Annotated in this window: 22 protein-coding genes; 11 read left to right on the top strand and 11 right to left on the bottom strand. The window is 54.2% G+C overall.

Translation table 11 applies throughout. The annotated features are described in order from the left end of the window. Positions 1 to 278: 278 nt before the first annotated feature. The gene (locus BT114_RS06790) at positions 279 to 596 is read left to right on the top strand and encodes a high-potential iron-sulfur protein (protein WP_072325585.1); all 318 of its coding nucleotides are present in this window, start codon (positions 279 to 281) and stop codon (positions 594 to 596) included. Positions 597 to 668: 72 nt separating this feature from the next. On the opposite strand, the gene BT114_RS06785 is transcribed toward BT114_RS06790, so the two are convergent. Continuing rightward, positions 669 to 2,264, bottom strand: a complete 1,596-nt coding sequence (locus tag BT114_RS06785) for a methyl-accepting chemotaxis protein (RefSeq protein ID WP_072325584.1) — start codon at positions 2,262 to 2,264, stop codon at positions 669 to 671. A 124-nt stretch (positions 2,265 to 2,388) separates the two neighbouring features. On the opposite strand from BT114_RS06785, the gene BT114_RS06780 reads away from it, so the two are divergent. Together BT114_RS06780 and BT114_RS06775 are read left to right on the top strand one after the other, a co-directional pair. Further along, on the top strand, positions 2,389 to 3,216 hold the full coding sequence (locus tag BT114_RS06780) for a mechanosensitive ion channel family protein (protein ID WP_072325583.1): 828 nt from the start codon (positions 2,389 to 2,391) through the stop codon (positions 3,214 to 3,216). Between the two features lie 178 nt (positions 3,217 to 3,394). Beyond that, the gene (locus BT114_RS06775) at positions 3,395 to 4,765 is read left to right on the top strand and encodes a KamA family radical SAM protein (RefSeq protein WP_072325582.1); all 1,371 of its coding nucleotides are present in this window, start codon (positions 3,395 to 3,397) and stop codon (positions 4,763 to 4,765) included. Here BT114_RS06775 and BT114_RS06770 read toward each other — a convergent pair. Both BT114_RS06770 and BT114_RS06765 read right to left on the bottom strand, forming a co-directional pair. Continuing rightward, the gene (locus tag BT114_RS06770) at positions 4,755 to 6,032 is read right to left on the bottom strand and encodes a sensor histidine kinase (RefSeq protein WP_084661973.1); all 1,278 of its coding nucleotides are present in this window, start codon (positions 6,030 to 6,032) and stop codon (positions 4,755 to 4,757) included. The genes BT114_RS06775 and BT114_RS06770 overlap by 11 nt on opposite strands. After that, positions 6,020 to 7,804: a putative bifunctional diguanylate cyclase/phosphodiesterase gene (locus tag BT114_RS06765; protein WP_072325580.1), complete on the bottom strand. Its 1,785-nt coding sequence runs from the start codon at positions 7,802 to 7,804 to the stop codon at positions 6,020 to 6,022. The genes BT114_RS06770 and BT114_RS06765 overlap by 13 nt, the downstream gene beginning before the upstream one ends. 178 nt (positions 7,805 to 7,982) lie before the next feature. Here BT114_RS06765 and BT114_RS06760 point away from each other — a divergent pair, with 178 nt between their 5' ends. Then, the gene (locus BT114_RS06760) at positions 7,983 to 8,414 is read left to right on the top strand and encodes a hypothetical protein (protein ID WP_072325579.1); all 432 of its coding nucleotides are present in this window, start codon (positions 7,983 to 7,985) and stop codon (positions 8,412 to 8,414) included. A 4-nt stretch (positions 8,415 to 8,418) separates the two neighbouring features. Here BT114_RS06760 and BT114_RS06755 read toward each other — a convergent pair whose 3' ends face one another. After that, the gene (locus BT114_RS06755; RefSeq protein ID WP_072325578.1) at positions 8,419 to 9,081 is read right to left on the bottom strand and encodes a SanA/YdcF family protein; all 663 of its coding nucleotides are present in this window, start codon (positions 9,079 to 9,081) and stop codon (positions 8,419 to 8,421) included. Positions 9,082 to 9,167: 86 nt separating this feature from the next. Between BT114_RS06755 and BT114_RS06750 the strand changes: the two genes are divergently transcribed. Further along, positions 9,168 to 9,935 (top strand): MipA/OmpV family protein, encoded by a 768-nt coding sequence (locus BT114_RS06750; RefSeq protein WP_072325577.1) that lies wholly within the window; start codon positions 9,168 to 9,170, stop codon positions 9,933 to 9,935. On the opposite strand, the gene asd is transcribed toward BT114_RS06750, so the two are convergent. Next, positions 9,919 to 10,788, bottom strand: a complete 870-nt coding sequence (asd, locus tag BT114_RS06745; RefSeq protein WP_072325576.1) for an archaetidylserine decarboxylase — start codon at positions 10,786 to 10,788, stop codon at positions 9,919 to 9,921. The two genes, BT114_RS06750 and asd, sit on opposite strands and share 17 nt — an antisense overlap. A 121-nt stretch (positions 10,789 to 10,909) precedes the next feature. Here asd and BT114_RS06740 point away from each other — a divergent pair, with 121 nt between their 5' ends. The 5 genes from BT114_RS06740 to BT114_RS06720 all read left to right on the top strand — a co-directional run bounded on the left by BT114_RS06740 (position 10,910) and on the right by BT114_RS06720 (position 15,318). After that, the gene (locus BT114_RS06740; protein ID WP_072325575.1) at positions 10,910 to 12,187 is read left to right on the top strand and encodes a hypothetical protein; all 1,278 of its coding nucleotides are present in this window, start codon (positions 10,910 to 10,912) and stop codon (positions 12,185 to 12,187) included. Positions 12,188 to 12,192: 5 nt separating this feature from the next. Further along, the gene (locus tag BT114_RS06735; protein ID WP_245770404.1) at positions 12,193 to 12,927 is read left to right on the top strand and encodes an OmpA/MotB family protein; all 735 of its coding nucleotides are present in this window, start codon (positions 12,193 to 12,195) and stop codon (positions 12,925 to 12,927) included. A 1-nt stretch (position 12,928) separates the two neighbouring features. After that, the gene (locus BT114_RS06730) at positions 12,929 to 13,459 is read left to right on the top strand and encodes a hypothetical protein (protein WP_072325574.1); all 531 of its coding nucleotides are present in this window, start codon (positions 12,929 to 12,931) and stop codon (positions 13,457 to 13,459) included. Between the two features lie 240 nt (positions 13,460 to 13,699). Beyond that, a complete protein-coding gene (locus BT114_RS06725) occupies positions 13,700 to 14,755 on the top strand; it encodes a 3-deoxy-7-phosphoheptulonate synthase (protein WP_072325573.1) in 1,056 nt (351 codons plus the stop codon). Positions 14,756 to 14,787: 32 nt separating this feature from the next. Then, entirely contained in the window at positions 14,788 to 15,318 is a 531-nt protein-coding gene (locus BT114_RS06720; protein ID WP_072325572.1) for a DUF3087 family protein, read from the top strand. Between the two features lie 31 nt (positions 15,319 to 15,349). Here the strand turns inward: BT114_RS06720 and BT114_RS06715 are convergent, their stop codons facing one another. From BT114_RS06715 to hemB, 3 genes are read right to left on the bottom strand one after another with little or no spacing between them, the layout of a single operon-like run. Then, on the bottom strand, positions 15,350 to 15,670 hold the full coding sequence (locus tag BT114_RS06715; RefSeq protein WP_072325571.1) for a hypothetical protein: 321 nt from the start codon (positions 15,668 to 15,670) through the stop codon (positions 15,350 to 15,352). 56 nt (positions 15,671 to 15,726) lie between these two features. Continuing rightward, positions 15,727 to 17,961, bottom strand: a complete 2,235-nt coding sequence (ppk1, locus tag BT114_RS06710; RefSeq protein WP_084661971.1) for a polyphosphate kinase 1 — start codon at positions 17,959 to 17,961, stop codon at positions 15,727 to 15,729. Between the two features lie 38 nt (positions 17,962 to 17,999). Further along, complete coding sequence (gene hemB, locus BT114_RS06705; protein ID WP_425434777.1) at positions 18,000 to 18,995, bottom strand: porphobilinogen synthase; 996 nt, start codon at positions 18,993 to 18,995, stop codon at positions 18,000 to 18,002. 197 nt (positions 18,996 to 19,192) lie between these two features. Between hemB and elbB the strand changes: the two genes are divergently transcribed. After that, positions 19,193 to 19,867 carry an isoprenoid biosynthesis glyoxalase ElbB gene (gene elbB, locus BT114_RS06700; protein WP_072325570.1) on the top strand — a complete coding sequence of 225 codons (675 nt, stop codon included), beginning with the start codon at positions 19,193 to 19,195 and terminating at the stop codon, positions 19,865 to 19,867. Between the two features lie 9 nt (positions 19,868 to 19,876). Here the strand turns inward: elbB and BT114_RS06695 are convergent, their stop codons facing one another. The 3 genes from BT114_RS06695 to BT114_RS06685 form a co-directional block, all read right to left on the bottom strand. Then, positions 19,877 to 21,085, bottom strand: a complete 1,209-nt coding sequence (locus tag BT114_RS06695) for an HD-GYP domain-containing protein (RefSeq protein ID WP_072325569.1) — start codon at positions 21,083 to 21,085, stop codon at positions 19,877 to 19,879. Between the two features lie 37 nt (positions 21,086 to 21,122). Continuing rightward, complete coding sequence (locus BT114_RS06690) at positions 21,123 to 21,914, bottom strand: oxygen-binding di-iron domain-containing protein (protein WP_084661970.1); 792 nt, start codon at positions 21,912 to 21,914, stop codon at positions 21,123 to 21,125. 80 nt (positions 21,915 to 21,994) lie between these two features. Beyond that, entirely contained in the window at positions 21,995 to 22,762 is a 768-nt protein-coding gene (locus BT114_RS06685; protein WP_072325568.1) for an oxygen-binding di-iron domain-containing protein, read from the bottom strand. Positions 22,763 to 22,860 lie beyond the last annotated feature (98 nt).

The following is a 22,860-nucleotide window of genomic DNA, read 5'->3' as shown; positions in this document are numbered from 1 at the left end:
GATCCTTGCCTGACGAATGTACCGGCTGTTTGCCGCAGGAAGCAAGCTTTTGACTGCATCTTTGTGACTATTCACAAGCGATCAATGCAGGGGGTATAGTGGGCCTTGCGACCTTGCGCCGCAGGTTTCCGTACCCGTTACAGGGAGTAGAGCGGGAACATCTGGGGCATAATCGGAGTCACAAAGCATGACCTTGACTCAGGTTAATGCCTTTCCGGATGGTTTGAGGTTCAATCATTCCGGTATCAAAAAAACCAAATGATGATGAGGATGTAACCATGTCACAAAACAGCCGTCGCGCGTTTCTGAAAAAAGGCCTTTTTGGTCTGGCTGCACTGCCCTTTGGTATGGGTGCCCTGACTTCTCAGGCTTTTGCACAGGCTCTGCCGCCGCTGAGCGAAGATGCCCCTCAAGCCAAAGCGCTGAACTATGTAAAAGTAGCTGCTGATGCTTCTAACCATCCGAAGTTTCAGGCAGGCCAGTACTGCGACAACTGCATGTTCTGGCGTCCGGCCAACAATGGTTGCGCCCTGTTCCCGCAGAACTCTGTTGAAGCCAAAGGCTGGTGTCAGTCCTGGGTTAAAAAGCCAGGCTGATTTTCAGACCTCGCAAAAGAAAAATCCCGGCACATGCCGGGATTTTTTTTGTCCTGATGCACGGTTGAAGCATCAGGTTTCAAAGTGGCTCAACTGGCTGTTGAGCTGGCTGACTTCACTACCAATCAGCTCACTGGCAGTAACCACCCGCTCTGCCTCACGACGGTTGGTATCAGCAATACCGGCAATATGCACAATGCGCTGGTCAATATCCTGGGCCACCTGGTGTTGTTCTTCTGCAGCGGCAGCAATCTGGGTGTTCATACCGCGAATCATATCCACGGCAGCCACAATGGCATCCAGCGCTTCGGTGGCCTGTTGCACCTGACCAACGTTTTCTGAAGCTTCATCTGAATAGTGAATCATGGCTTCTGCCGCTTTGCTGGCTTCAGACTGCAGGTGAGCAATGATGTTTTCAATTTCACCGATCGAATCACGGGTACGGCTGGCCAGGCTACGTACTTCATCAGCCACTACCGCAAAACCTCGACCAGCTTCACCAGCACGGGCAGCTTCAATGGCTGCGTTGAGTGCCAGCAGGTTGGTCTGTTCGGCAATAGCGGTGATCACTTCCAGTACCTTACCGGCAGAATTGGTTTCTTCGCGCAGTTGATGCAGGCGATCAGCACCCTGTTTAAGGTTGTCTGACAGGCGATTAAGCTGCTCAGAGGTGCGGTTCACCAATTGCTGGCCACTACGAGCCCGGTCATCGGCTGAGTCGGCCGCTTCGGCTGCGCTGGCAGCATGGCTGGCAACTTCGGCAACGGTGGCGGTCATTTCATTCATGGCGGTGGCCACCTGGTCCAGATCTTCATGCTGCTGACGCACACCTTCATCTGTGGCGCGCGCAGCTTGAACCACTTCCCGCACATGCTGGTTGGTGGTCTGACCGGTCATTTTGGTCTGTTCCAGCAGTTTGACGATTTCATCCTGCATGCGGTTGTAGGCTGTGAACATCTGGCCAATTTCATCTTCCTTGTGCACCACCTTCATGCGTCCGGTGAAGTTGCCCTCACCCACACGGTGCATGCCACTCAGCAACACCTGAATATTGTCCATCAGCTGTCGCATGCCAAATACCCGACCTAACACCACCAATATCAGAATCGCTGTGACGCTGGCAAACGCCAGCCACACCTGCAGCTTCTGCGTGGACTCCGCCTTACGGGTCATCAGGACCACTGCTTCATTCATTTCCCGCAGCAGGGTTACAGATTGATCCTGTAGTTGGCGTATGGTGTCCTGGCCGGGATTTGTCAGGGTGGCGTCCAGACGCGTTTTCATCTGTTGCCACAGTTGATCAACCCGCTGCATCTGCTGACGGATAGCCGGATCATCAAAAGCGGTAATGTTGCGTTCACGATTCCCCTGCAACAGATCCCGATGGGCCTGCTCAAACTGGCGCATGGTGGCATCCAGCGTGCCACGATCGCTGGCTCCCTGAGTGATCAGCAGTGCTTCTTTGGTCATCTTCTGACTCAGCATGCGCTGGGCACCAGCCACATTAATGGTTTCCGGTGATACGGACAGGCTCATGTAGAGCGAAACCGAGGCTGTTGCTGCCAATAAAAAAATCAGCGCATAAGAAAACAGGAACTGCCGGTCGAGGGTTTTCAGCCCCATACCACGCAGAATGCCGGTCAGAATTTGGGCAATGAGATTGCTCATGAATGTCCTCTGGAGCTGCAGGTGATTGTCACTGGTGCGTAATATACCTGTTAGCCAGGTTTTTAACCAATGCGACTTCTTATGTTAGGGTAGTCCAGTTTAGGCATGATTGAGGAGAAAACTGATGGACTACCTGTTGCATGAAAGCAATGCCCTGACCGAACGCCTATGGGGCATTTTTGACAACCTCTGGCCTGCCTTGCTGCTGTTGGTCATTGGTTGGATGGTAGTAAGGTATGTCAAGGTTCTTGCCGTACGCGGCATGTCTCGTAAGCTTGACATGACTGCTGCCCAGTTCATGGGCCAGATCCTCCACGCCATGCTGCTGGCAATCCTGTTTATCGCTGTGTTGGGACAACTGGGAGTAAATACTACTTCGCTGCTGGCAGCCCTGGGTGCCCTGGGTCTGGCGGTGGGTCTGGCATTGAAAGACTCGATTCAGAATCTGGCTTCCGGCATTCTGCTGGTGGCACTGCATCCTTTTAATAAGGGTGATTACATTGAGGGAGCCGGCACCGCGGGTAGCGTTGAAAAACTGACCCTGCTGCACACCTACCTGAAAACCCCGGATAACAGACGGGTGATGATTCCCAACTCAGCCCTGACCGGCGCCAATCTGGTGAACTATTCGTCCGAACCTCAGCGCCGCCTGGATATTCTGGTCGGTGTCAGTTATGACGATGATGTACGTCAGGTGAAGGCACTGCTGCTGAAACTGGTCAGTGAAGATGAACGGGCACTGCAAGACCCGGCACCGCTGGTCGCCATCATGGACTTTGGTGACAGCTCGGTGGATTTAAGCCTGCGAGTGTGGGTGAAAACCGAAGATTTCTGGGGACTGCGCTGGGATCTGATGGAACGCATCAAACTGGCCTTTGATGAAGCAGGCATTACCATTCCCTATCCACAGCGGGATGTGCATCATTACCAGCACTCAAGCACTGCTTCATAATAATTCATTTGCCCCGGAAGACCAGATTGCAAATATTTTTGCATTCTGGTCTTTTTTAAGCGATCAAAGACTATTATTGCCGCAATATTTGCAAATCTTTGCTTTTTTCTGTAAAAAGTCCCTCCCAAAGAATAAACATTATTTATGCATTTCCGATTGATGCATGAGGAGACGGACCATGAACCAGCGTGTCACACTCAACACTCCCGCCATTGAGGCCCGCCCCTTCAAGGTTTACACCCAGCGCCAGCTGGACAAGATTCCACAGCTTGAACAGTTACCGGAAGCCCTGCGCTTTGATATGCAGGTGGTCAGCCAGGTATTGCCCTTTCGGGTCAATGATTATGTGATTGAAGAGCTGATCGACTGGAACCGTGTCCCGAATGATCCGATTTTCCAGCTTACCTTTCCGCAGCGCGGCATGTTAAAGCCGGAGCACTTTGATGAAGTGGCTGAACTGATGCAGCAGGATGCCCCTGCAGATCAGTTAAAGGCAGCGGTGGAGCGCATTCGCGCCGAGCTGAACCCCCACCCCGCCGGACAGATGGACTTGAACCTACCGCTGTTGAATGGTGAACCACTGCCTGGCATGCAGCATAAATACCAGGAAACGGTGCTGTTCTTTCCCAGCCAGGGGCAGGTTTGTCATAGTTACTGCACCTTCTGTTTCCGCTGGGCACAGTTTGTCGGTGACAAGGATCTGCGCTTCTCATCCAATGAAGCCGAATCCCTGCATGCCTATCTGGCTGAACACACCGAGGTCACGGATCTGCTGTTGACCGGCGGTGACCCGATGGTGATGAAGGCCAAACACCTGCGCCTGTATCTGGAAGGTTTAATGAAGCCAGAACTGGCCCATGTGCAGAACATCCGCATCGGTTCCAAGAGTCTGACCTTCTGGCCTTACCGTTTTGTCACGGATGAAGATGCCAACGACATCCTGCAGCTGTTCCGTGAACTGGTGGCAGCCGGTAAACACGTGGCCTTCATGGCGCACTTCAACCACTGGCAGGAAATGGATACACCCGTGTGCCGCGAGGCGGTGCGCCGCATTCGTGCCACCGGTGCTGAAATCCGCACCCAGGCCCCCTTGCTGCAGCACATCAATGATGATGCGAAACAGTGGGTGAAGATGTGGAAGATGCAGGTGCAGCAGGGCATGATTCCCTACTACATGTTTGTGGAGCGGGATACCGGTGCCCGGCATTATTTTGAAGTGCCGCTGGTACGTGCCTGGGATATTTACCGTGAAGCCATGCAGCAGGTGCCGGGGTTATGTCGCACTGCGCGTGGACCATCCATGTCAGCCGATCCTGGCAAGGTGGAAATTCAGGGTGTGGCTGAAATCAATGGTGAAAAGGTGTTTGTGCTGCGCTTTATTCAGGGGCGCAATCCGGACTGGGTGCAACAGCCATTTTTTGCTAAATATGATGAACAGGCCACCTGGCTGAATCACCTTGAACCGGCACTGGGTGCTGACCAGTTCTTTTATGAAGCAGGCTTTGCTGCCATGAAGGCTGAAAAGCAGGCGCTGATTTTCAAGGCCTGATTACATCCTGCTGCAGACCAGGGATGGTCAGCTCAAACCGGCAACCCTGACCGGGTTCACTCACCAGCCGAATGCGGCCCTCCAGCACCCCCGTCACCAGATTATGCACCAGGTGCAACCCCAGTCCTGAGCCCCCTTGTCCCATACGCGTGGTGAAAAAGGGTTCGAATACCCGCTGCTGCATGTCTGCACTGATCCCGCACCCATCATCACTGACCACCAGCAGGCATTCCTGATTCAGACTGTATGCCTGAATTCGGATCAGACCGGATTGCCGCTCAGTGAACGCATGCAACAGGGCATTCTGAACCAGATTGATCAGGATCTGGGTCAGCGATCCCGGACAGGTCACCAGTTGCAAGTCTTCCGGTATCTCCACCTGCACGCGATGCGGTGATCCTTTCAGCAGCGGCTGGATCAGCAGCAAGGCTTCATCGGTGACCTGACGCAGGCTGCATTTGCGGACTTGGGATGTTGTTCGGTCAACGGCTACCTGCCGAAAACTACCAATCAGGGAAACCGCCCGCTCCAGGTTACGTTGCATCACACTGGCATTCATGCTCCCTTCCTGCAGAAACTGCTCCAGATCAGATCGACGAAGTCCTTGTGAATGCGCCTGCTCCAGTTGTCTGATCTCTGCTTCCAGTGTGGATGCAGCAAGCAAAGCATTACCAATCGGTGTACTGAGTTCATGAGCAACACCAGCGACCAGTTGACCCAGAGCCGCCAGCTTTTCAGATTGGATTAACTCATCCGCAGCACGCGCTACCCGTTCTTCCAGGGTGCGATTCAGCTCCTGCAGCTGCTGCTGCATGCGATAGCTGAGGGTGACATCATCGTAGGCCATGACAATCATCTGCCGCCCGCGAACCTGCTCGGTATGGCAGGATATCGAACCGAGAAAATGGCTGCCATCCATTCGGCGCAACCAAACCATGAACTGACTGACGCCCTCTCCCCGGTGAGCCTGCTCAAGAAAGCGAGCACGATCCTGTGCAGACACCCACCAGGAAAAGTCCCGGCCACTCAGGCCGGCAATCTTTGCTGCCGGTATCTGAAACTGGCGCTCCCAAGCCGGGTTGACCTGATCGGTGGCATAATCACTGCCTTGCCAGTAACCCACCAGCAGGGGTGTCGGAGAGGTTGCAAAAATGGCTTGCAATCGGGTCTGGCTGCTTTTCAGGCGGCGTTCATTGCGCTCCATCACCACCATGGCAAGCATCAATCCTGCTGCCAGCAGCAGGATTGCAGGCATCATTGACGCCATGCATCAATCCATCCTTCCAGTTCGTTCAGACACATGGGACGGGCAATCAGGTATCCCTGACCTTCATGGCATCCCATCACCTTCAGTTGCTCCAGCTGGGATTCGGTTTCTATGCCTTCCGCCAGCACTTGCAGGTTCAACCGCTGACCCAGGCCAATAATCATCTGGGCAATGCGCTGACCAGAGGCTGAAGCATCCAGTTTGGCCACAAAACTCCGGTCAATTTTCAGGCGATCGGCACTGAGTCGTTCCAGATAGGAAAGGGAAGAAAAGCCGGTGCCAAAATCATCAATCGAAAGGGTGATGCCCAGATCCTTGAGTTTGTGAAACTTGGTTTCGACAGCATCCGATCCCAGAATACCCACGGACTCGGTAATTTCCAGATCCAGATAACTGCCCTGCAATCCTTGCTGCAACAGGCAGTGCTCCACCTTCTGTTCAAAGTCCTGCTGATTGAACTGTACCGCTGACACATTCACTGCCATGCGAATTCCCGGTACTCGCTGTAACAGGGATTGCAGATCTTTTAATGCCTGTCGCAATACCCAGTCACCCAGACGAATGATCAGTCCGGATTGTTCCGCCAGGCCGATGAACTGATCCGGCGGCACCCGTTGACCATTGCGCTGTTGCCAACGCACCAGCGCCTCCACACCCAGCAACTTGCCAGTGCGCAGGTCGATCTGGGGCTGGTATTCCAGAAACAGACCTTCACTGTCCAGATCCTGCTTCAGGTCTCGCAGCAATCGTGCATGATGCCGCATGTCCTGCACCAACTGCTGAGTGAATATCACTCGCTGACCCTGACCCTGACGCTTGGCACGCTTCAACGCCACACTGGCATAACCCATCAGCTCGGCAGCACTCAGCCCCGGTGAGCAGGTGGCCACACCAGTACAGAAGCTGAATCCATACTCGATGCCTTTCAATAACAGTGGAGCCGTCAAGGCTGGTGCCGCCAGCAATCGGTCAGCATGGTCGCTCAGGAGTACGGCAAAATGATCAGATCCCAGACGGGCTGCAGCCAGGCAGCCAGGCTGCTGCAGGCGCAGTGCAAAGGTTTTTAATAGCTGATCACCCACCTCAGCGCCAAAGGTGTCATTCAGCATGGAGAATTGATCAATATCCAGCAGCGCCAGTTGCAGGGGCTGACCACGGCTTTCACAGTTACTGCAGCTGTGGTGCTCCAAATCACGCAGCAGGCCGTTACGATTCAGCAAACCCGTCAATCCATCCCGGTAAGCCAGTTGCTGTAACTGTTCAAGCAGATTGTAACTGCGTAGCGCCGTCATCAGCACCGTAAAGAGTTTTTCGCGGGTCAGCTCGCCCTTGGTTTTATAATCATTGATATCATAACGGGCAATGGTATCCAGCTGTGGGGCATAACCGGGTTGTCCAGTCCGCAGGATAATGCGCAGGCTCAGCAACCCCAGTTCATCACGGATGCGTTGCACCAGTTGCAGCCCGGCCTGCTCGGATTCCATCACCACATCCAGAAGCACAACGGCAGTATCCGGGTGAGCCTGCAGCATGGCAAAGGCCTGGCCGGATGAGTAGGCATGAAGAAAGCTGACCTGCTGGCCAGAAAAATCCAGATCTTTGAGCGCAAGGCGGGTGGTCAGATGCACATCTTCATCATCATCCACTACCAATACCTTGAAACTTTGCGCAGAAAGATCGGGCCGCAGTGGCTGCGGCCCTCGCTCTTCCACGAACCGGACCAGATCTTTGTCGGCGCCCGTTGCTTCCGGACTGCAGGTGTAAAAGCTCATGGCGTCATCCTGAACCCATCCATCGGTTATTTGTTGTTAAATGTAGGTAAGTATCTGGCTCACGTCCAGAATCAAAGGCAAGGTTTTAAGTCAGCAAATATTGCAAGCAAGCATGCTCAGCAACCGTATACTTCCAATTGAAGCTTTGTTATATCTGTAGCATGAATGGAGAAAAGTTATGTTACTGAACACCACCCAGGCTCACCTGAACACGGTGCTGGAATTGCTGGATGAAAGTCTGGATCTTTATGAAGACATGCGTGAGCGACTACCGGAAACCAGTCGCCGCGTCCAGCTGGACAGCATGATGCAACAGCGCCGAGAACTGCTGGAGGGTTTGCGCAAGGCGGGCATGAATGAATTGCAGTTGCGGCCGCGGGTGGCTGACCAGGAAATTGAAGGACTGACTCACCTGCTGGAGCAGTTCCGCAGCTTGTGGCAGGAACCAGCGACTGTGGCACTGGATTTACTGCAGGATCATGAGCGGGAACTGCAGCGCGCTGTACTGGAGCTGCATCAGGATGCTGGCAGTCTGGGACCCACGCTGAAAACACTGTTGCAGGAACTGGACGGGCATCTGGCAGCCGCAGAAGTCTGGTTCCAGCATTAACACCCTATAAGGTGATCGGCTCCGGATCACCCAGCAGTCGCGGCTCGCGCTTCCAGATATAAAGGTCACCCAAAGTACGCAGCCGCGCCGCCACTTCCCTTAACCACAAGCGCTTCATGGCATTCCACTCCGGGCCACCGGCAGCACAGCCGAGGGTATCCAGCCCCAGATGGTCGGCAATGAACAGCGCACGCGGTAAATGCCAGCCCTGGGTAATCAGGGTGATCTGATGCAGCTCAAAAATATCGCGGCTGCGTTTAAGGCTATCAAAGGTGCTGAACCCGGCATGGTCCAGGGTCATGGCTTCTTCCGGCACACCTCGTGCCAACAGGTCCTGCTGCATGCGCCCCGGCTCATTGTAATAACGGGTACGGTTGTCACCGGAAAGCAGCAGATGGCGAACTTTTCCTTGATGATAGAGGGCTGCGGCCAGATCAATGCGACCGTAATAGTGAGGATTGGGCCTGCCGGAACGCAGAAACTGACTGGTACCGAACACCAGCACCACTTCATGCAGGTTATCGCAGCCTTTTTCCGGCTTCATGGCCCGGTCAGCGGTTTTGCCGACAAACCAGCTGTTGGCAGCCAGTAACAACACCAGTGACAAAGCCACCAGCAACACCAGATACCACCATCCCATCACCAGCCGGTTGATCAGTTTACGCATCACGCCTTTCCAGAAGATTCAATCTGTTGCATTCTAGCTGATTCACTTCCAGAAGATTAACCATCATCAATGAACAAGAGGTAAACATGCGCCTGACCTTAACAGGGCTGTCCGGGTTATTGCTGCTTGCCCTGTGCGGCAATGCCAGTGCACAAACCAGTGTTGGTGCCGGCATCGGCTTTTCACAAGGCCAAAGCCCCTATCGCGGTGTCAGCGGCAATCCCAACACCATTCCCGCCTTTATCAGTTATGAAGGGGAGAAGGGTTATTTTCGTGGCATTGAGGCTGGTTATTACCTGTGGCAAACCGGCGACCGTCGCAGCAATCTGACACTCAGCGCCCTGGTCAGCGGTCGTCTGGAGGGGTACCGCAGCAGTGACTCCCTTTATCTGCAGGGGATGGCCACGCGCGGCTGGTCACTGGATGGTGGTCTGGGTCTGGTCTGGCGTGAAGGCATGCACCAGTACTCACTCAAGGCGGTGACCGACCTGCTGGGCAAACATGAAGGCCAGGAAGTCAGTGCCGGTTATGCCTACCGCATCCCCATCAGTCGTGAACTCAGCCTGACACCCAATGCTGGCATCAGTTGGATGAGTGCTGACCTGCTGGATTATTATTATGGTGTGCGTGACAGCGAAGTACACACAGGTCTGACCCCTGAGCGCACCGCCTATCAGGTGGATGCCGGCATTCAATACACTGTTGGTGTCACCCTTGCTTACCAGCTCAACACCACAACGTCCCTGTTGTTATCAACCCGCACCCGCTGGCTGCCGGACAGTGTCAGTGACAGCCCGCTGGTGGCACGGGATCAGATCAGCGGTGTATTCGGTGCAATCATTTTCCGCCTGTAGCAGCAAGTGTTGCCAGGGCTTCACCTAAACGCACCGGGGTGCCGTTTTGCAGGTCTTCACGCCACTGCACGGCCTCCGGTCCAAACACCATAATGGCGGTTGAACCCAGCTTGAAGCGCCCCATTTCTTCACCCTTTTCCAGCACCACCGGCTGAGGATCAGAAAAATCCTTTACGGTGACCTTGCGAGCAGGCGGTGCCACCTGGCCATCCCATACGGTTTCAATACCCGCCACAATCATGGCACCCACCAGGATCAGCGCCATCGGGCCTGCCGGGGTTTCAAAAAACGCCACCAGCCTTTCATTGCGGGCAAACAGACCCGGGACGTTATCTGCCGTGGCCTGATTCACTGAAAACAAGCGGCCCGGTACATAAATTGTCTCCAGCAGACGACCATCCAGTGGCATGTGCACCCGGTGGTAGTCTCTGGGTGACAGGTAGATGGTGGCAAAACTGCCGCCCATAAAGGGTTTGGCCCGTTCCACATCACCACCCAGCAAGCGAGTCAGGCTGTAACGGATGCCTTTGGCCTGCAGCAACTGACCATGCTCCAGCACACCCAGCTCGCTGATGGCACCGTCAGCCGGACTGGCCAGCTGCAAGGGGTCTGCGACTATCTCCCGCATGCCCGGTTTCAGTTCACGCGTGAAGAAGTCATTGAAGTTGGCATAAGCAGTCAGGTCTTCCTGCAAGGCTTCACTCATGTCCACCTGAAAACGCTGGACAAACTTGCGAATCAACAGGTTCTTGATCCAGCCGATGCGGCATTCAGCCAGGGCACCGGTCAGGCGGGACAAGAGGTGGTGGGGCAGCAGGTACTGGCTCCAGGCAAAAAGTCGGGCTTTGTTCACAAAATACACCTTCTGACGTAATCGATGCCCTATTGTAGCGGATCAGGGCCGCAAACAGGTAAACTTCATCCCTGACCGTCCACCGGGGCAAAACGATCAAATACCGGAACAGAAAACACCTATGGATCTGCTGAGTGCCTTTTCACCCCTGACACTGTTCTTCATCATCCTGATCGCCGCAATGACGGTGTATTTCCATGGTCCGGTTTACTCCCTGCGCACCGTGAATGCCGCACCCTCTATCCTCACCAGCGTGGGCATCTTCGGCACCTTTTTTGGTGTGGCGCTGGGTCTGATGGAGTTTGATGCTGCTGATGTGGAAGCCAGTGTTCCGCAACTGATTGAAGGTTTAAAAACGGCTTTCTGGTCTTCTATCGCCGGACTGCTCGGTGCCATGACCATCAAGATGCGCCATGTGCTGAACCATGTCCGTGGCATGGATGGATCGGTACAGGTCACCGGTGCCACCATGGATGATCTGGCCACACTACTGGGCGACATCCGCCTGCTGCTGAAAAACTCCGGCCTCACCCGCATAGATGAATACCTGAAAACCAATGAACAACGCCTGGAAGCCAGCCTGAAAAAGCTGGGGGAAGGCATCGGTGATTACCAGCAGAAGATGGCTGATGCCAACTCCAAAGCACTGATCAGTGCCCTGGAAACACTGCTGGCTGACTTTAACCAGCAGATCGGCACCCAGTATGGCGACAACTTCCGCCAGTTGAATGATGCCGTGGGCCAGATGCTGCAGTGGCAGGAGAACTACAAGGAAGAGCTGGAAGCCCTGCTGAACGAACAACGTGCCAATGGTCAGGTGCTGGACAAGGCAACCGAAGCCTACAAAACCATGGTGGAACACACCCAGGCCTTTAACGAGGTGGCGGAAACCCTCGGCAGTGTGATGGGCGGCCTGCAGCAGCAGTCAGAATCCCTCGGCAAATACCTGGACTCGCTGGCCAATCTGGTCAACAAGGCCGGGGGTGGCCTGCCCAAACTGGAAGAGCGCATTCACACCCTCACCGATGGCCTGGCCGGGCAACTGGAACGCCAGCATGTGCAGATGCAGCGCCTGATGGACAGCTCAGCAAAACGGGTGGCCGACAGTGTTGAAAACCTCAATGACGTGCTGGGTAAACGCCTGGATGAACAACTGCTGCGCCAGCAAAAGCAGACCGAACGCAATCTGGATCGTACCGAACAGCAGTTGATCCGTCTGGATGCCGCAATGGAACATGAGCTGACTCACGCCCTGCAGACCTTTGGCAGCCAGCTGGCCGCCCTGTCCGAAAAATTTGTCAGTGATTACACTCCGCTGACCGACAAACTGCGGGAGCTGGTGCGTCTGGCCGAACAGCTGGACAAAACTGACAAGAGCAGCAAAACCGGAGGGACCTGAGTCGCATGATGCAGAATCAGGAAGAAGAAACCCTGGCCGGTGAAGAAGGTGCCCACTGGATTTCCGTCAGCGACCTGATGGCCGGACTGATGATGGTATTCCTGCTGGTGGCGGTGATTTTCATGGTCATCGTACAGAAGGAAAGTGAGCGCATGCGCGAGGTGGCCGAAATCTACCTGGACCTGCGTGAAGCCCTGTATCAGGACCTGCTGGATGAGTTTGAAGATGACCTGCCGCGCTGGGGTGCCCAGCTGACGCCTGATCTGGTCATCACCTTTCAGGACAGTGGCGTACTGTTTGAACTGGGTTCAGCACGATTGCGCCCCGCCTTTGAAGCCATCCTGGCGGACTTTTTCCCGCGTTATGTGCGGGTGATCACCTCTGAACGCTACCGGGATGACATCGAAGAAGTTCGCATTGAAGGCCACACCTCCAGTGACTGGACCAATGCCAGAGATGCCAACGAAGCCTATATCAACAACATGCGCCTGTCGCAGGAGCGCACCCGCTCCGGTCTGGAGTATGTGATCACCCTGCCCAGCGTGGCACATGAGCAGGACTGGTTAAAACGTAATCTCACCGCCAATGGCCTGTCCTCATCCCATCCGGTGCTCAACCCGGATGGCAGCGAAAATGCCGAACTTTCGCGCCGGGTGGAGTTCCGGGTACGCACCGATGCTGATTCCCGCATTCGTGCCATTCTGGAAAACCAGCGCCGCCCGTTGCAGCAGGACCCTTAGCATGCAACTGCCCGACTTCACTGAATTTGAACCCTTTCGTGAACTCAGGCTGGCAATGGGTGCACGCAAAACCGGGCATTTTGAGCTTTTTAACGCCGAAAAACACCTGACCGGCAAAGAGCGCTCCGAGCTGGATCAGCAAGGTCGCCAACTGCCACTGGCGCGCCTGAAGCGTTTTGCTGATCACACCTGGGGACTTAAAAACACGCGACTGGTTGTCTACCTGGAAAATGCCGGTGATTATCATCTGGCCCAGTGCCCGGTGACAGATGCCTGGTCTGCCAGTCAGACAGTCTGGATCAGTACTCGCCGCACGGGTGGCTTGCCAGTGGGTCCACAACAAGAACAGCAGCGCGAAGTCTGCGCCCACTGCCTGCAACTGCTGGGTTACAAGGGTTTTGACCTGCAGCGTAACCGCAAGATTGCCTACAGCAAAAACCTGGTCAAAACCTTTTCCCGCGAGGAGTTTTTTCGCATTTATACCCTCTACCCGGTACAGGGCATGGCAGAAAAACTTGCAGAAAATGAGTGAATGTGTTTTTCTTGAAGCAACTTTTAATCCATTGCCTGCTGAAAGGCCCAGACGCATGAACCTGTCCAACCTCAAGTCACAGAAAAACTTACCGGCACAAGCTGGTGTGTTTTTTTATGGCTATTGGTTTAGCAGGATCTCACGCGTCTGAAATCTGTCTTTCGGGCGCCCTGTGGCTGCCCAGGCATAAAAAAACCCCGGTGCAGTCCACACCGGGGTTTTTTTATGAGGAATTTTCAGATGAACAGCATGATGCAACAAACCACGGGTGAACAGCTGCTCAGCAGCCCGGCAAGCCTGCGCCAGTTACTGCCGGTGTCCCCAGCTCTGCAGCAGCAGATCAGCCAGCAGCGCCAGGCCATCCGGCAGGTGGTCAGTGGCCAGAACCAACGCCTGCTGGTGGTGGTTGGTCCCTGCTCCGTCCATGACAGCCGCTCCACTCTGGATTACGCCCGCCGCCTGCAGCAATTGCAGCAACGCTTGCCGGAGCTGCTGCTGGTGATGCGGGTTTACATTGAAAAACCCCGCACCTGCCTGGGCTGGAAAGGGCTGGTTAACGACCCACTGCGCGATGGCAGCCAACAACTGGATCTGGGGCTGGAAGTGTCACGCCGCCTGATGCTGGATGTTGCAGCGCTGGGTTTACCGGTGGCCACCGAAGCGCTGAACCCTCATCTGGCACCCTACTTTGATGACCTGGTCAGCTGGTATGCTCTGGGTGCCCGCACCACCGAATCCCAGACCCATCGGGAAATGGCAGCATGCCTGCCCGGCGCACTGGGATTCAAGAATGGCACCGATGGCGGCATTGATGTGGCGGTTAACGCCATCAAAGCCAGCAGCCAGCCACAATTCATGACCCGCATTAATGACCAGGGGCGTCTGGTTCAGCAACAAGTCAGCGGTAACCCCTTTGGGCATCTGGTACTGCGGGGTGGTCATGATGGTCCCAACTACCAGAGTGAACATCTGCTGGCGGCCAGTCAGGCGCTGCAACTGGCCGGGCTGAATCCCCGTGTGATGATTGATGCCAGCCATGCCAACTGCGGCAAGGTCGCTGAGCGCCAGGCCGAGGTACTGACGGATATCGGGCAACAATTGCAACAGGGCCACCCGATTCTGGGTGTGATGCTGGAAAGTTTTCTGGTCACGGGTCAGCAGTCACTGACTGCTGATGAAGGGGTGTATGGTCAATCCATGACTGATCCCTGCCTGGGCTGGGAAGCAACCGCAGAAAGCCTGCAGCAGTTGGCCGTTGCCGTTAGAATGGCAGCACAAAAAACTGAAACCGCCTGAACTGGCTCATTGAATGAAAAGACTGAATAACCATGTTTGAATTACAGCCGCTGGACCCTGACAACTACCGTCAACAAACCCGCAAAAGCAGCCTGATCCTGATTGTGCTTTTTGCAGCCACCGGCATGTTGTTATCCAGCCTGCTGGTCTTGTTATGGGGCACCCCCGGTGGCAATAATTTCCGCCTTAACCTGCTGGGGGTAGCGCTGAGCCTGGGTAGCACCCTATTGCTGGTGCGTTTTTATCTGAAGGATCAACCTTTTATGCGCGAAGCAGTGTATGGCTGGCACCTGAAGCGCAACCTGATGCGGGTCACCAATGTGATGCACCGGGTCAAGCCGCTGGCAGAAACGGATCACCCACGCGCTTTGCAAATTCTGCGTTTTTATCAACTGGCGCTGGAGCAGATGCACCAGCTGGAAGGCAATGACACCGGCTTGCTGGAGTTAAAAGTAGAGAAACAACAAACCGCTGAGCGCATGCAGGCCTTAGGCCTGGACCCGAACCAGACACGGCTGGATGCCCGCTGGATCAGTGAGCTGCAAGACCGTACTACGGCATAAAAAACCGTCACTGCATTGCGCGAACACAAAATCAGTGACGAGTCGTCTGCTGCATTTCGGCTTTTTTCTGTTCCATCATCAACGCGGTGACATACTCCGCGCGGGTTGAGGCATTCACCGTTTTTTCACGCTGATGGCACCAGTCGATTAATGCCTCAACATCCACTTCAACTTTTTGGATCAGAATGTTCCGGGTGGCAAACACCTCGATCATTTCCAGGCTTTTGGCCTGCCATTCTTCCCAGCTTTTTTCCAGCCGGTCACGATCTTCTGCCACTTCCAGTAGTCTCTGCCACTGCTCCGGGCGAATCCAGCACAAGCCTGCCTGTTGCGGGATAGCTTTCCGGTCCATACCTTGCTCCGTCAAATAAATGTATGGACCAGTCTAGCATGATCCATCCGGCAGGTTCAGCTGACCTTCTCGGCATAAGCATCCAGCAGGGTTTCCTGCACACTGACTTCACCCTTGCCTTCACCGGGTGAGTTCAGCAGGTAGGAACCATCACTCTGCAGCTCCCAACTCTGGCAGTTATCCAGCAGATAGGTTTCCAGATCCTTGCGCACCCGGTTGGCCAACCGGGTTTCCAGCAGCGGAAAACAGGTTTCCACACGATGGAACATGTTGCGCTCCATAAAGTCGGCACTGGCACAATAAATCTCTTCCTTGCCATCATTGTGGAAGCTGAACACCCGTGTGTGCTCCAGAAAACGCCCGATGATGGAACGCACCCGGATATTCTCCGACACCTCGGGAACACCCGGTTTCAGGCAGCAGATGCCTCGCACTACCATGTCAATTTCAACACCGGCTTGACTGGCCTTGTACAGTGCCTTGATCAGTTTGGGTTCGGTGATGGAGTTGGTCTTGATGATGATGCGGGCTTTTTTACCGGCAGCAGCATTTTCAGCTTCCCGCTCGATCATTTCCACCAGGCGTTTGTGCAAGGTGAAGGGTGCATGCAACAGCTTGTGCATGTTCAACACCTGTCCCATGCCACACAGCTGCAAAAACACCTTGTGCACATCTTCACAAAGGTCCTGATTGGAAGTCAGCAGGCCATAATCGGTGTAAAGGCGCGAAGTCTTGGCATGGTAGTTACCGGTGCCCAGGTGGGCATAATGGCGCAATCGGCCACTTTCCCGCCGCAGAATGTGCATCATCTTGGCGTGGGTTTTGTAGGCCACCACGCCGTAAATCACAATGGCACCAGCTTCCTGCAAACGACTGGCCAGTGTCAGGTTGTCTGCTTCATCAAAGCGTGCCCGCAGCTCAATGACAACGGTTACCTCTTTACCATTTCGGGCAGCTTCCACCAGTGCATTCACAATGTTGGAATCAGCGCCGGTGCGGTAGAGGGTTTGTTTAATCGCCACCACATCGGGGTCACTGGCGGCTTCCCGCAGCAGGTCTTCCACCGGCGAAAAACTTTCAAAGGGGTGGTGCAGCAGGATGTCACCCTGGCGGATGGCATTAAAAATTGAACCGGCATCCTTGCGCAGCAACTTCGGCAAACCCGGTGTAAAGGGTGCATATTGCAGATCCGGACGATTCACCTGCCCCATCACCGCCATCAGGCGATTCAGGTTCACCGGGCCATTCACCCGGTAGAGTTCTTCTTCGGTCAGGTTAAATTGTTTCAACAGGAAAGCGACCAGCTCATCCGGACAATTGTCGGCCACCTCCAGGCGCACTGCATCACCATAACGGCGGGATAGCAGCTCACCACGCAGGGCACTGGCCAGATCCGACACTTCTTCGGAGTCCACACTCAAGTCAGCATTACGGGTGATGCGGAACTGGTAACATCCCTTGACCTTCATGCCGGGGAACAACAGCTCAGCATGGGCATGAATCATCGAGGACAGGAACACAAAGTTGTCACCACCTTCACACAGCTCATCAGGAATACGGATCAGGCGTGACAGGGAGCGTGGTGCCGGAAGAATGGCCATGCCGCCTTCACGACCGAAGGCATCCTTACCCTCCAGCGATACAATGAAGTTCAGACTCTTGTTGACCAGACGCGGGAAGGGATGTGACGGGTCCAGACCAATGGGGCTGATCACCGGCAGAATTTCATTGTTGAAAAAGTCTTCCACCCAGGCGGTCTGCTGGCGAGTCCACTGATCACGGCGGATAAATCGTATCTGGTTGTCTTCCAGTGCCGGGATCAGCACTTCGTTGAGGATCTTGTACTGACGCTCCACCTGCTCATGACAGATGCGTGAAACTTCTTTCAACACTTCACTGGGACGCATGCCATCCACACCGGATTTTTCCCGATCCAGTGCCACCTGACGACGCAGACCGGCAACCCGAATTTCAAAAAACTCGTCCAGGTTGCTGGAAAAAATCAGCAGGAACAGCAGGCGGTTCAGCAGCGGATGGCTGGCATCCAGCGACTGCTCCAATACCCGGATATTAAATTGCAGGTGAGACAACTCCCGATTGAAGTAGAGGTCCGGGGCATCCAGATCAATACTATCATCCGATTTGCGACGACGCACACCGGTCTTGCTCTGATTAATTCGCAGGGGAGCACGCTGGGCACTGGCCTGGGTTATCTGGGTGGACTCATCAGTAGCCGGGGTATCCACCGCTTCAGTTGTTGCGGGTACAGGTGTTGCCTTGGTGTCAGTCATCTGCCATATCCTTGCTTTGAATGCCTCACTAGTCAAACTTACTGATTCAGTAACTGGGCCGCTCGTTTGCCAAAATAAGTCAGGATGCCATCACAACCGGCCCGTTTGATGCAGACCAGCGCTTCCATCATCGCCGCTTCCGTTAGCCAGCCTTTTTCGATGGCTGCCATATGCATGGCATATTCACCACTGACCTGATACACCAGCGTGGGCACACCAAACTGACTTTTGACCCGCTGAACGATATCCAGATAAGGCATGCCGGGTTTAACCATCACCATATCAGCACCCTCAGCCAGATCCAATGCCACTTCATGCAGGGCTTCATCACTGTTGGCCGGATCCATCTGGTAACTCTGTTTACCCGATTTGCCAAGATTGGCGGCTGAACCCACTGCATCGCGGAAAGGGCCATAATAGGCCGAAGCATACTTGGCGGCATAAGAGAGAATGCGGGTATTGACCAGCCCTTCCTGTTCCAGCACCTGACGGATGGCACCAATACGACCATCCATCATGTCCGAAGGTGCCAGCACATCAGCTCCGGCTTCGGCATGAGACAGCGCCTGCTTGACCAGGGTCTCCACGGTCCGGTCATTCAGCACGTAACCCTGTTCATCAATAATGCCGTCCTGACCATGGGAGGTATAAGGGTCCAGGGCAATATCCGTGATGATACCCAACTGTGGCACGGCGTCTTTGAATGCCTTGATACTCCGCTGTACCAAACCGTTGGGGTTGTAGGCTTCTTCCGCCAGGTCTGTTTTACCTGCTGCATCCACCACCGGAAACAAGGCAATGGCCGGAATACCCAAGGCCGCCAACTCACGGGCCTCCTGCACCAGCAGATCCAGACTGAGTCGCTCCACACCCGGCATGGAAGGCACCGGGGTGCGTTGCTGCTGACCTTCCTGCACAAACAGCGGCACCAGCAGGTCATTCACGCTCAGGTGGGTTTCCTGCATCAGACGGCGGGAAAAATCATCTGCACGCATACGGCGCATGCGGGTGGCCGGGAATTGACGGGGGGTAATTTGCACGCGTTGGTCCTCCTGGGATCCGGTTGTGCTGGCGGCATCTGCCAGTGTGATACAAGCGGATGAAATATTTGTGAAAAGCTGTTTCCAGTATATCAGTACGGCAGCAGGTTTGAAGCCTGACAGGTTGCTTAGTACGACGATGCTGGCTAGAGTCAAGGCATTGATTCAAAAACAACAGGATGGAGAAGATCATGAAGAAAAAAGTAGCCGTGTTGCTGTCCGGTTGCGGTGTCTTTGACGGTGCCGAAATTTATGAAAGCGTCCTGACCCTGCTGCGCCTGGATGAACGTGATGCTGAATACCGTTGTATTGCACCGGATGCCCTGCAAATGCATGTGGTGGATCATGCCAGCGGCGAGGAAGTTGAAGACAGCCGCGAGTCAGGAAGTGCTTCACGCAGCATCCTGCAGGAAGCCGCCCGTCTGGCCCGAGGCGATATTCTGGAGCTGAGCCAGGCCAGCCCGGATGACTATGATGCAGTGATTCTGCCCGGCGGTTTTGGTGTGGCCAAAAACTTCTCCACCTTTGCTTCCGAGGGTGCCGAGTGTGAAGTGCGCAACGATGTACGCCAGTTTGTGCAGGCATTCCACAAAGCAGGTAAACCCATCGGCCTGATGTGTATTGCACCGGCCATTACTGCCAAACTGGTTGCGCCGGGCATTCTTTGCACTGTAGGCAGTGACCCTGGCGTGGAAGGAGCCCTGATTGCCATGGGCGGCCTGCACAAGACCTGTGGAGTGGACGAGATCATTGTTGATAACACCCACAAGGTGGTCAGCACGCCGGCTTACATGCTTGCCAGCCGGATCACCGAAGCGCGGGATGGCATCTTCAAGCTGGTCGACAAGGTACTGGATCTGAGCTGATCAACCGGTTCAGATCAGATCCGAGATGCCGGACAGGTCAGCCGGCATCACATTCACCCGAATGGCATTAATGCCCCACAGGGTGGCCGGGTTGATCTTGATCCTTTCATTCACGTTACAGGCGCTGCGAATACCAAACTGTTCTGAACCGGTATTCCGGCGTCTGGGTGACAAAAACAAATCACCACTGGGCTTGCGGATGCTCGCCACCAGGGGTGAGCGTGGGTCTGGTGTACGCCCGATCACCACGGCCAGCTCACCATTATTCAACCGTACATACACACCCGGTGGGTAAACCCCCAATTCATTCAGAAACAGCAGCGTCAGTTTGGAATCAAACTTACTGCCACGCTGGGTGAAAATATCCCTGAGTGAATCCTTGTGTTTGATCGGATTGCGATAGGGCCTTGGTGTCACCATCGCACTGTAAACATCGGCCAGAGCCAGAATGCGCGCTTCACGGCGAATCTGATCACCACTCAAACCCAGCGGATAACCACTGCCATCCAGTTTTTCATGGTGCTGAGCCACCAACTCCAACCACAACAAGTCATCAACACCTGCTTCTTCCAGACTTTGACGTGTTTGCAAGGGATGACGGTTAATCACTCGCCGTTGCTGATCATTCAGCGGCGTGCGCTGTTGATGCAGGCGCTGTTGATACGGGTTCATGGCCAGGTTACAGGTTAAAGCGGCAGCCAGAACGGACAGGCGCACCGCCTGTTCTGCCTGCAAGCGATCCATGATCAACTCTGACAGCACTGCAATCTGCATGGGGTGCAATACATGGTAGGGAAACTGATCCGCCAGATGCACAGCACCCAGCAACGCATCAGCATCGTATTCCACCAGTCCCTGCAGCGTGGTACAGATTTCATACACACGTTTTTTGATGATGCCGGGGTTAGGGCGTTTTTCCGCCTCCATCAGCGTAAAAACTGCTTCCAGCTTCAGGCACAGCTCATCAAACTCATTAAAAGGGTTCACCTTGCGCCGAAAACGCACGGGCTGTGGAACCTCTGCCTCAGGCTCTGGATTGGCTTCACGGGCAAACAGCCCCACCCTTGCCAGAATTTCCTTTTGACGTTCGGAACGCAAAACGGCCCCCTTGGCCATTAACAACTTGCCGAATTCGTCGTAAATGGGCCAGGGTACCGGGTGGTCCACCTTCAGGTGTTCCGGCATGATTCTGGATAGTTCAAAATCGCGCAAAAACATATGACATCCTTGCAGTCACACTGCCATCCAGGGAAATTTAAACGGGTTGATCAGTGTAGATGGCCTGCAGGTAATCACCTCCACACTGGAGTGTTTCAAACCATGACAGGAAGTTTTCCACCTGCTCCCCCTGAAACATCGATCCATGTTGCGGCACAATCATCTTCACCGGTTGCGGCAGAGCCCTGATCTGCGCAACCCAGTGGCGACACACCGCATTGGAGTGCATATACCGCCTGTGAAAAGGCTCCATGAATGCACGGTGTGCTTCAAAATCCTCAACCAATAAAGAACGCTTACCCTTCGGGAAGATGGATGCCCCAATGTCACCGCTGAACAGGATGCCGGAGCGCTCATCAAAAATGCTGAAGTTCCCTTCACTGTGTAAAAAATGAGCTGGTAATAACAGCAGGTGATCGCCACTGGGCAAACGCAATCTGGCACCCCGATCCGGCAAGGGCACCACACGCTCTGGTTCATCCAGGCCAAAATGCGATACAAAATGAAGCCACAAACGGGAAATCAGCAACTTGGCATCGGTTGCTTTCATCCAGTAGGGTGCGGAAGAACAGACATCCGGGTCCTGGTGGGTGGCAATCAGTGTATTGATCTGGCGCGGATGCAGATAACGCGTCACCTGCTCCAGAACCTGATGAAAAACATAAGTACCGCCTGGATCAAACAGATAACCCTGGTCCTGATTAATGATCAGGCACTGATTGGTTTGCACAAAAGAGTCTGAGCCCTCTTCTTCCTCCCAACCAAACCAGACAAACTGATGCTCATCATCTTCATACAGCAGGCGGTTGTCTTCCAGATGCGTTGTCATCCCGGCAGGCTCCTCTGTCAATCAATCCATGTCTTCTTGTTGTATCCGCTTCAGGGCATCTGCCCCACAGGTTATGCACCCTAAAAACCGTAAAACTCATCCAGCAGGTCTGTGCCACACTGCAGATTTTCCAGCCAGTCCAGAAAAGCAGGAATGTGTTCCTTGCCAATAATGGCACCATGCTGAGGAACAATCATTTCCAGGGGGTATTGACGCACCATCGCCACCCATTTGCGCAAGGCCTGATTGTTACCCATGTAACGTTTGTGGAAACCTTCGGTGTAAGCCAGATGTTTGTCCCAGTCTTCCACCATCAGGTAACGCTCCCCCTTGGGGAATACAGCAGCACCAATATCACCAGTAAACAGGATTTTTGAACGGCTATCGTAAAAACAGAAATTACCCTCACTGTGTAAAAAGTGAGCGGGTAACAAGATGATCTCACCACCCGCAGGCAACTTGATCATTTTGCCCTTGTCTTCAATGGCAATCAGACGGCTGTTATCGCTGAAACCAAAGTGAGAGACAAACCGGATCCACAGGCGTGAAACCAGCAAACGTGCATGAGTGGCTTTCAGCCAAAGGGTAACGGAGGAAAGTACATCGGGATCCTGGTGTGTAGCGAGCAAATAGCGTATCTGATCCAGCGCCAGGTATTTATTGACCTCTGCTGCCACCTCGGAAAAAATGAAGGCACCACCAGGATCAAACAGATAACCCTGATCCTGATTGATCACCAGCACCTGATTGGACTGCACCAGGCTATCTTCACAGTCAGGGTCTTCCCAGCCAAACCAGACGTACTGGTGTTCATCATCCTCATACAACACACGACTGCTTTCAACCATTGACGACTCCATTGGAAATTCATGTCCTGTGAATCCAATGTATCTCAGGCAGGCAGACATCTACAATTGATGTAAAACAATAAACCCGACTATAAGCC

Origin of the sequence: Marinospirillum alkaliphilum DSM 21637, assembly GCF_900119735.1 — a bacterium.
GTDB classification, from domain to species: Bacteria; Pseudomonadota; Gammaproteobacteria; order Pseudomonadales; family Halomonadaceae; genus Marinospirillum; species Marinospirillum alkaliphilum.
The sequence above is the reverse complement of the archived record's forward strand: the minus strand, read 5'-3'. Positions and strand labels throughout refer to the sequence as shown.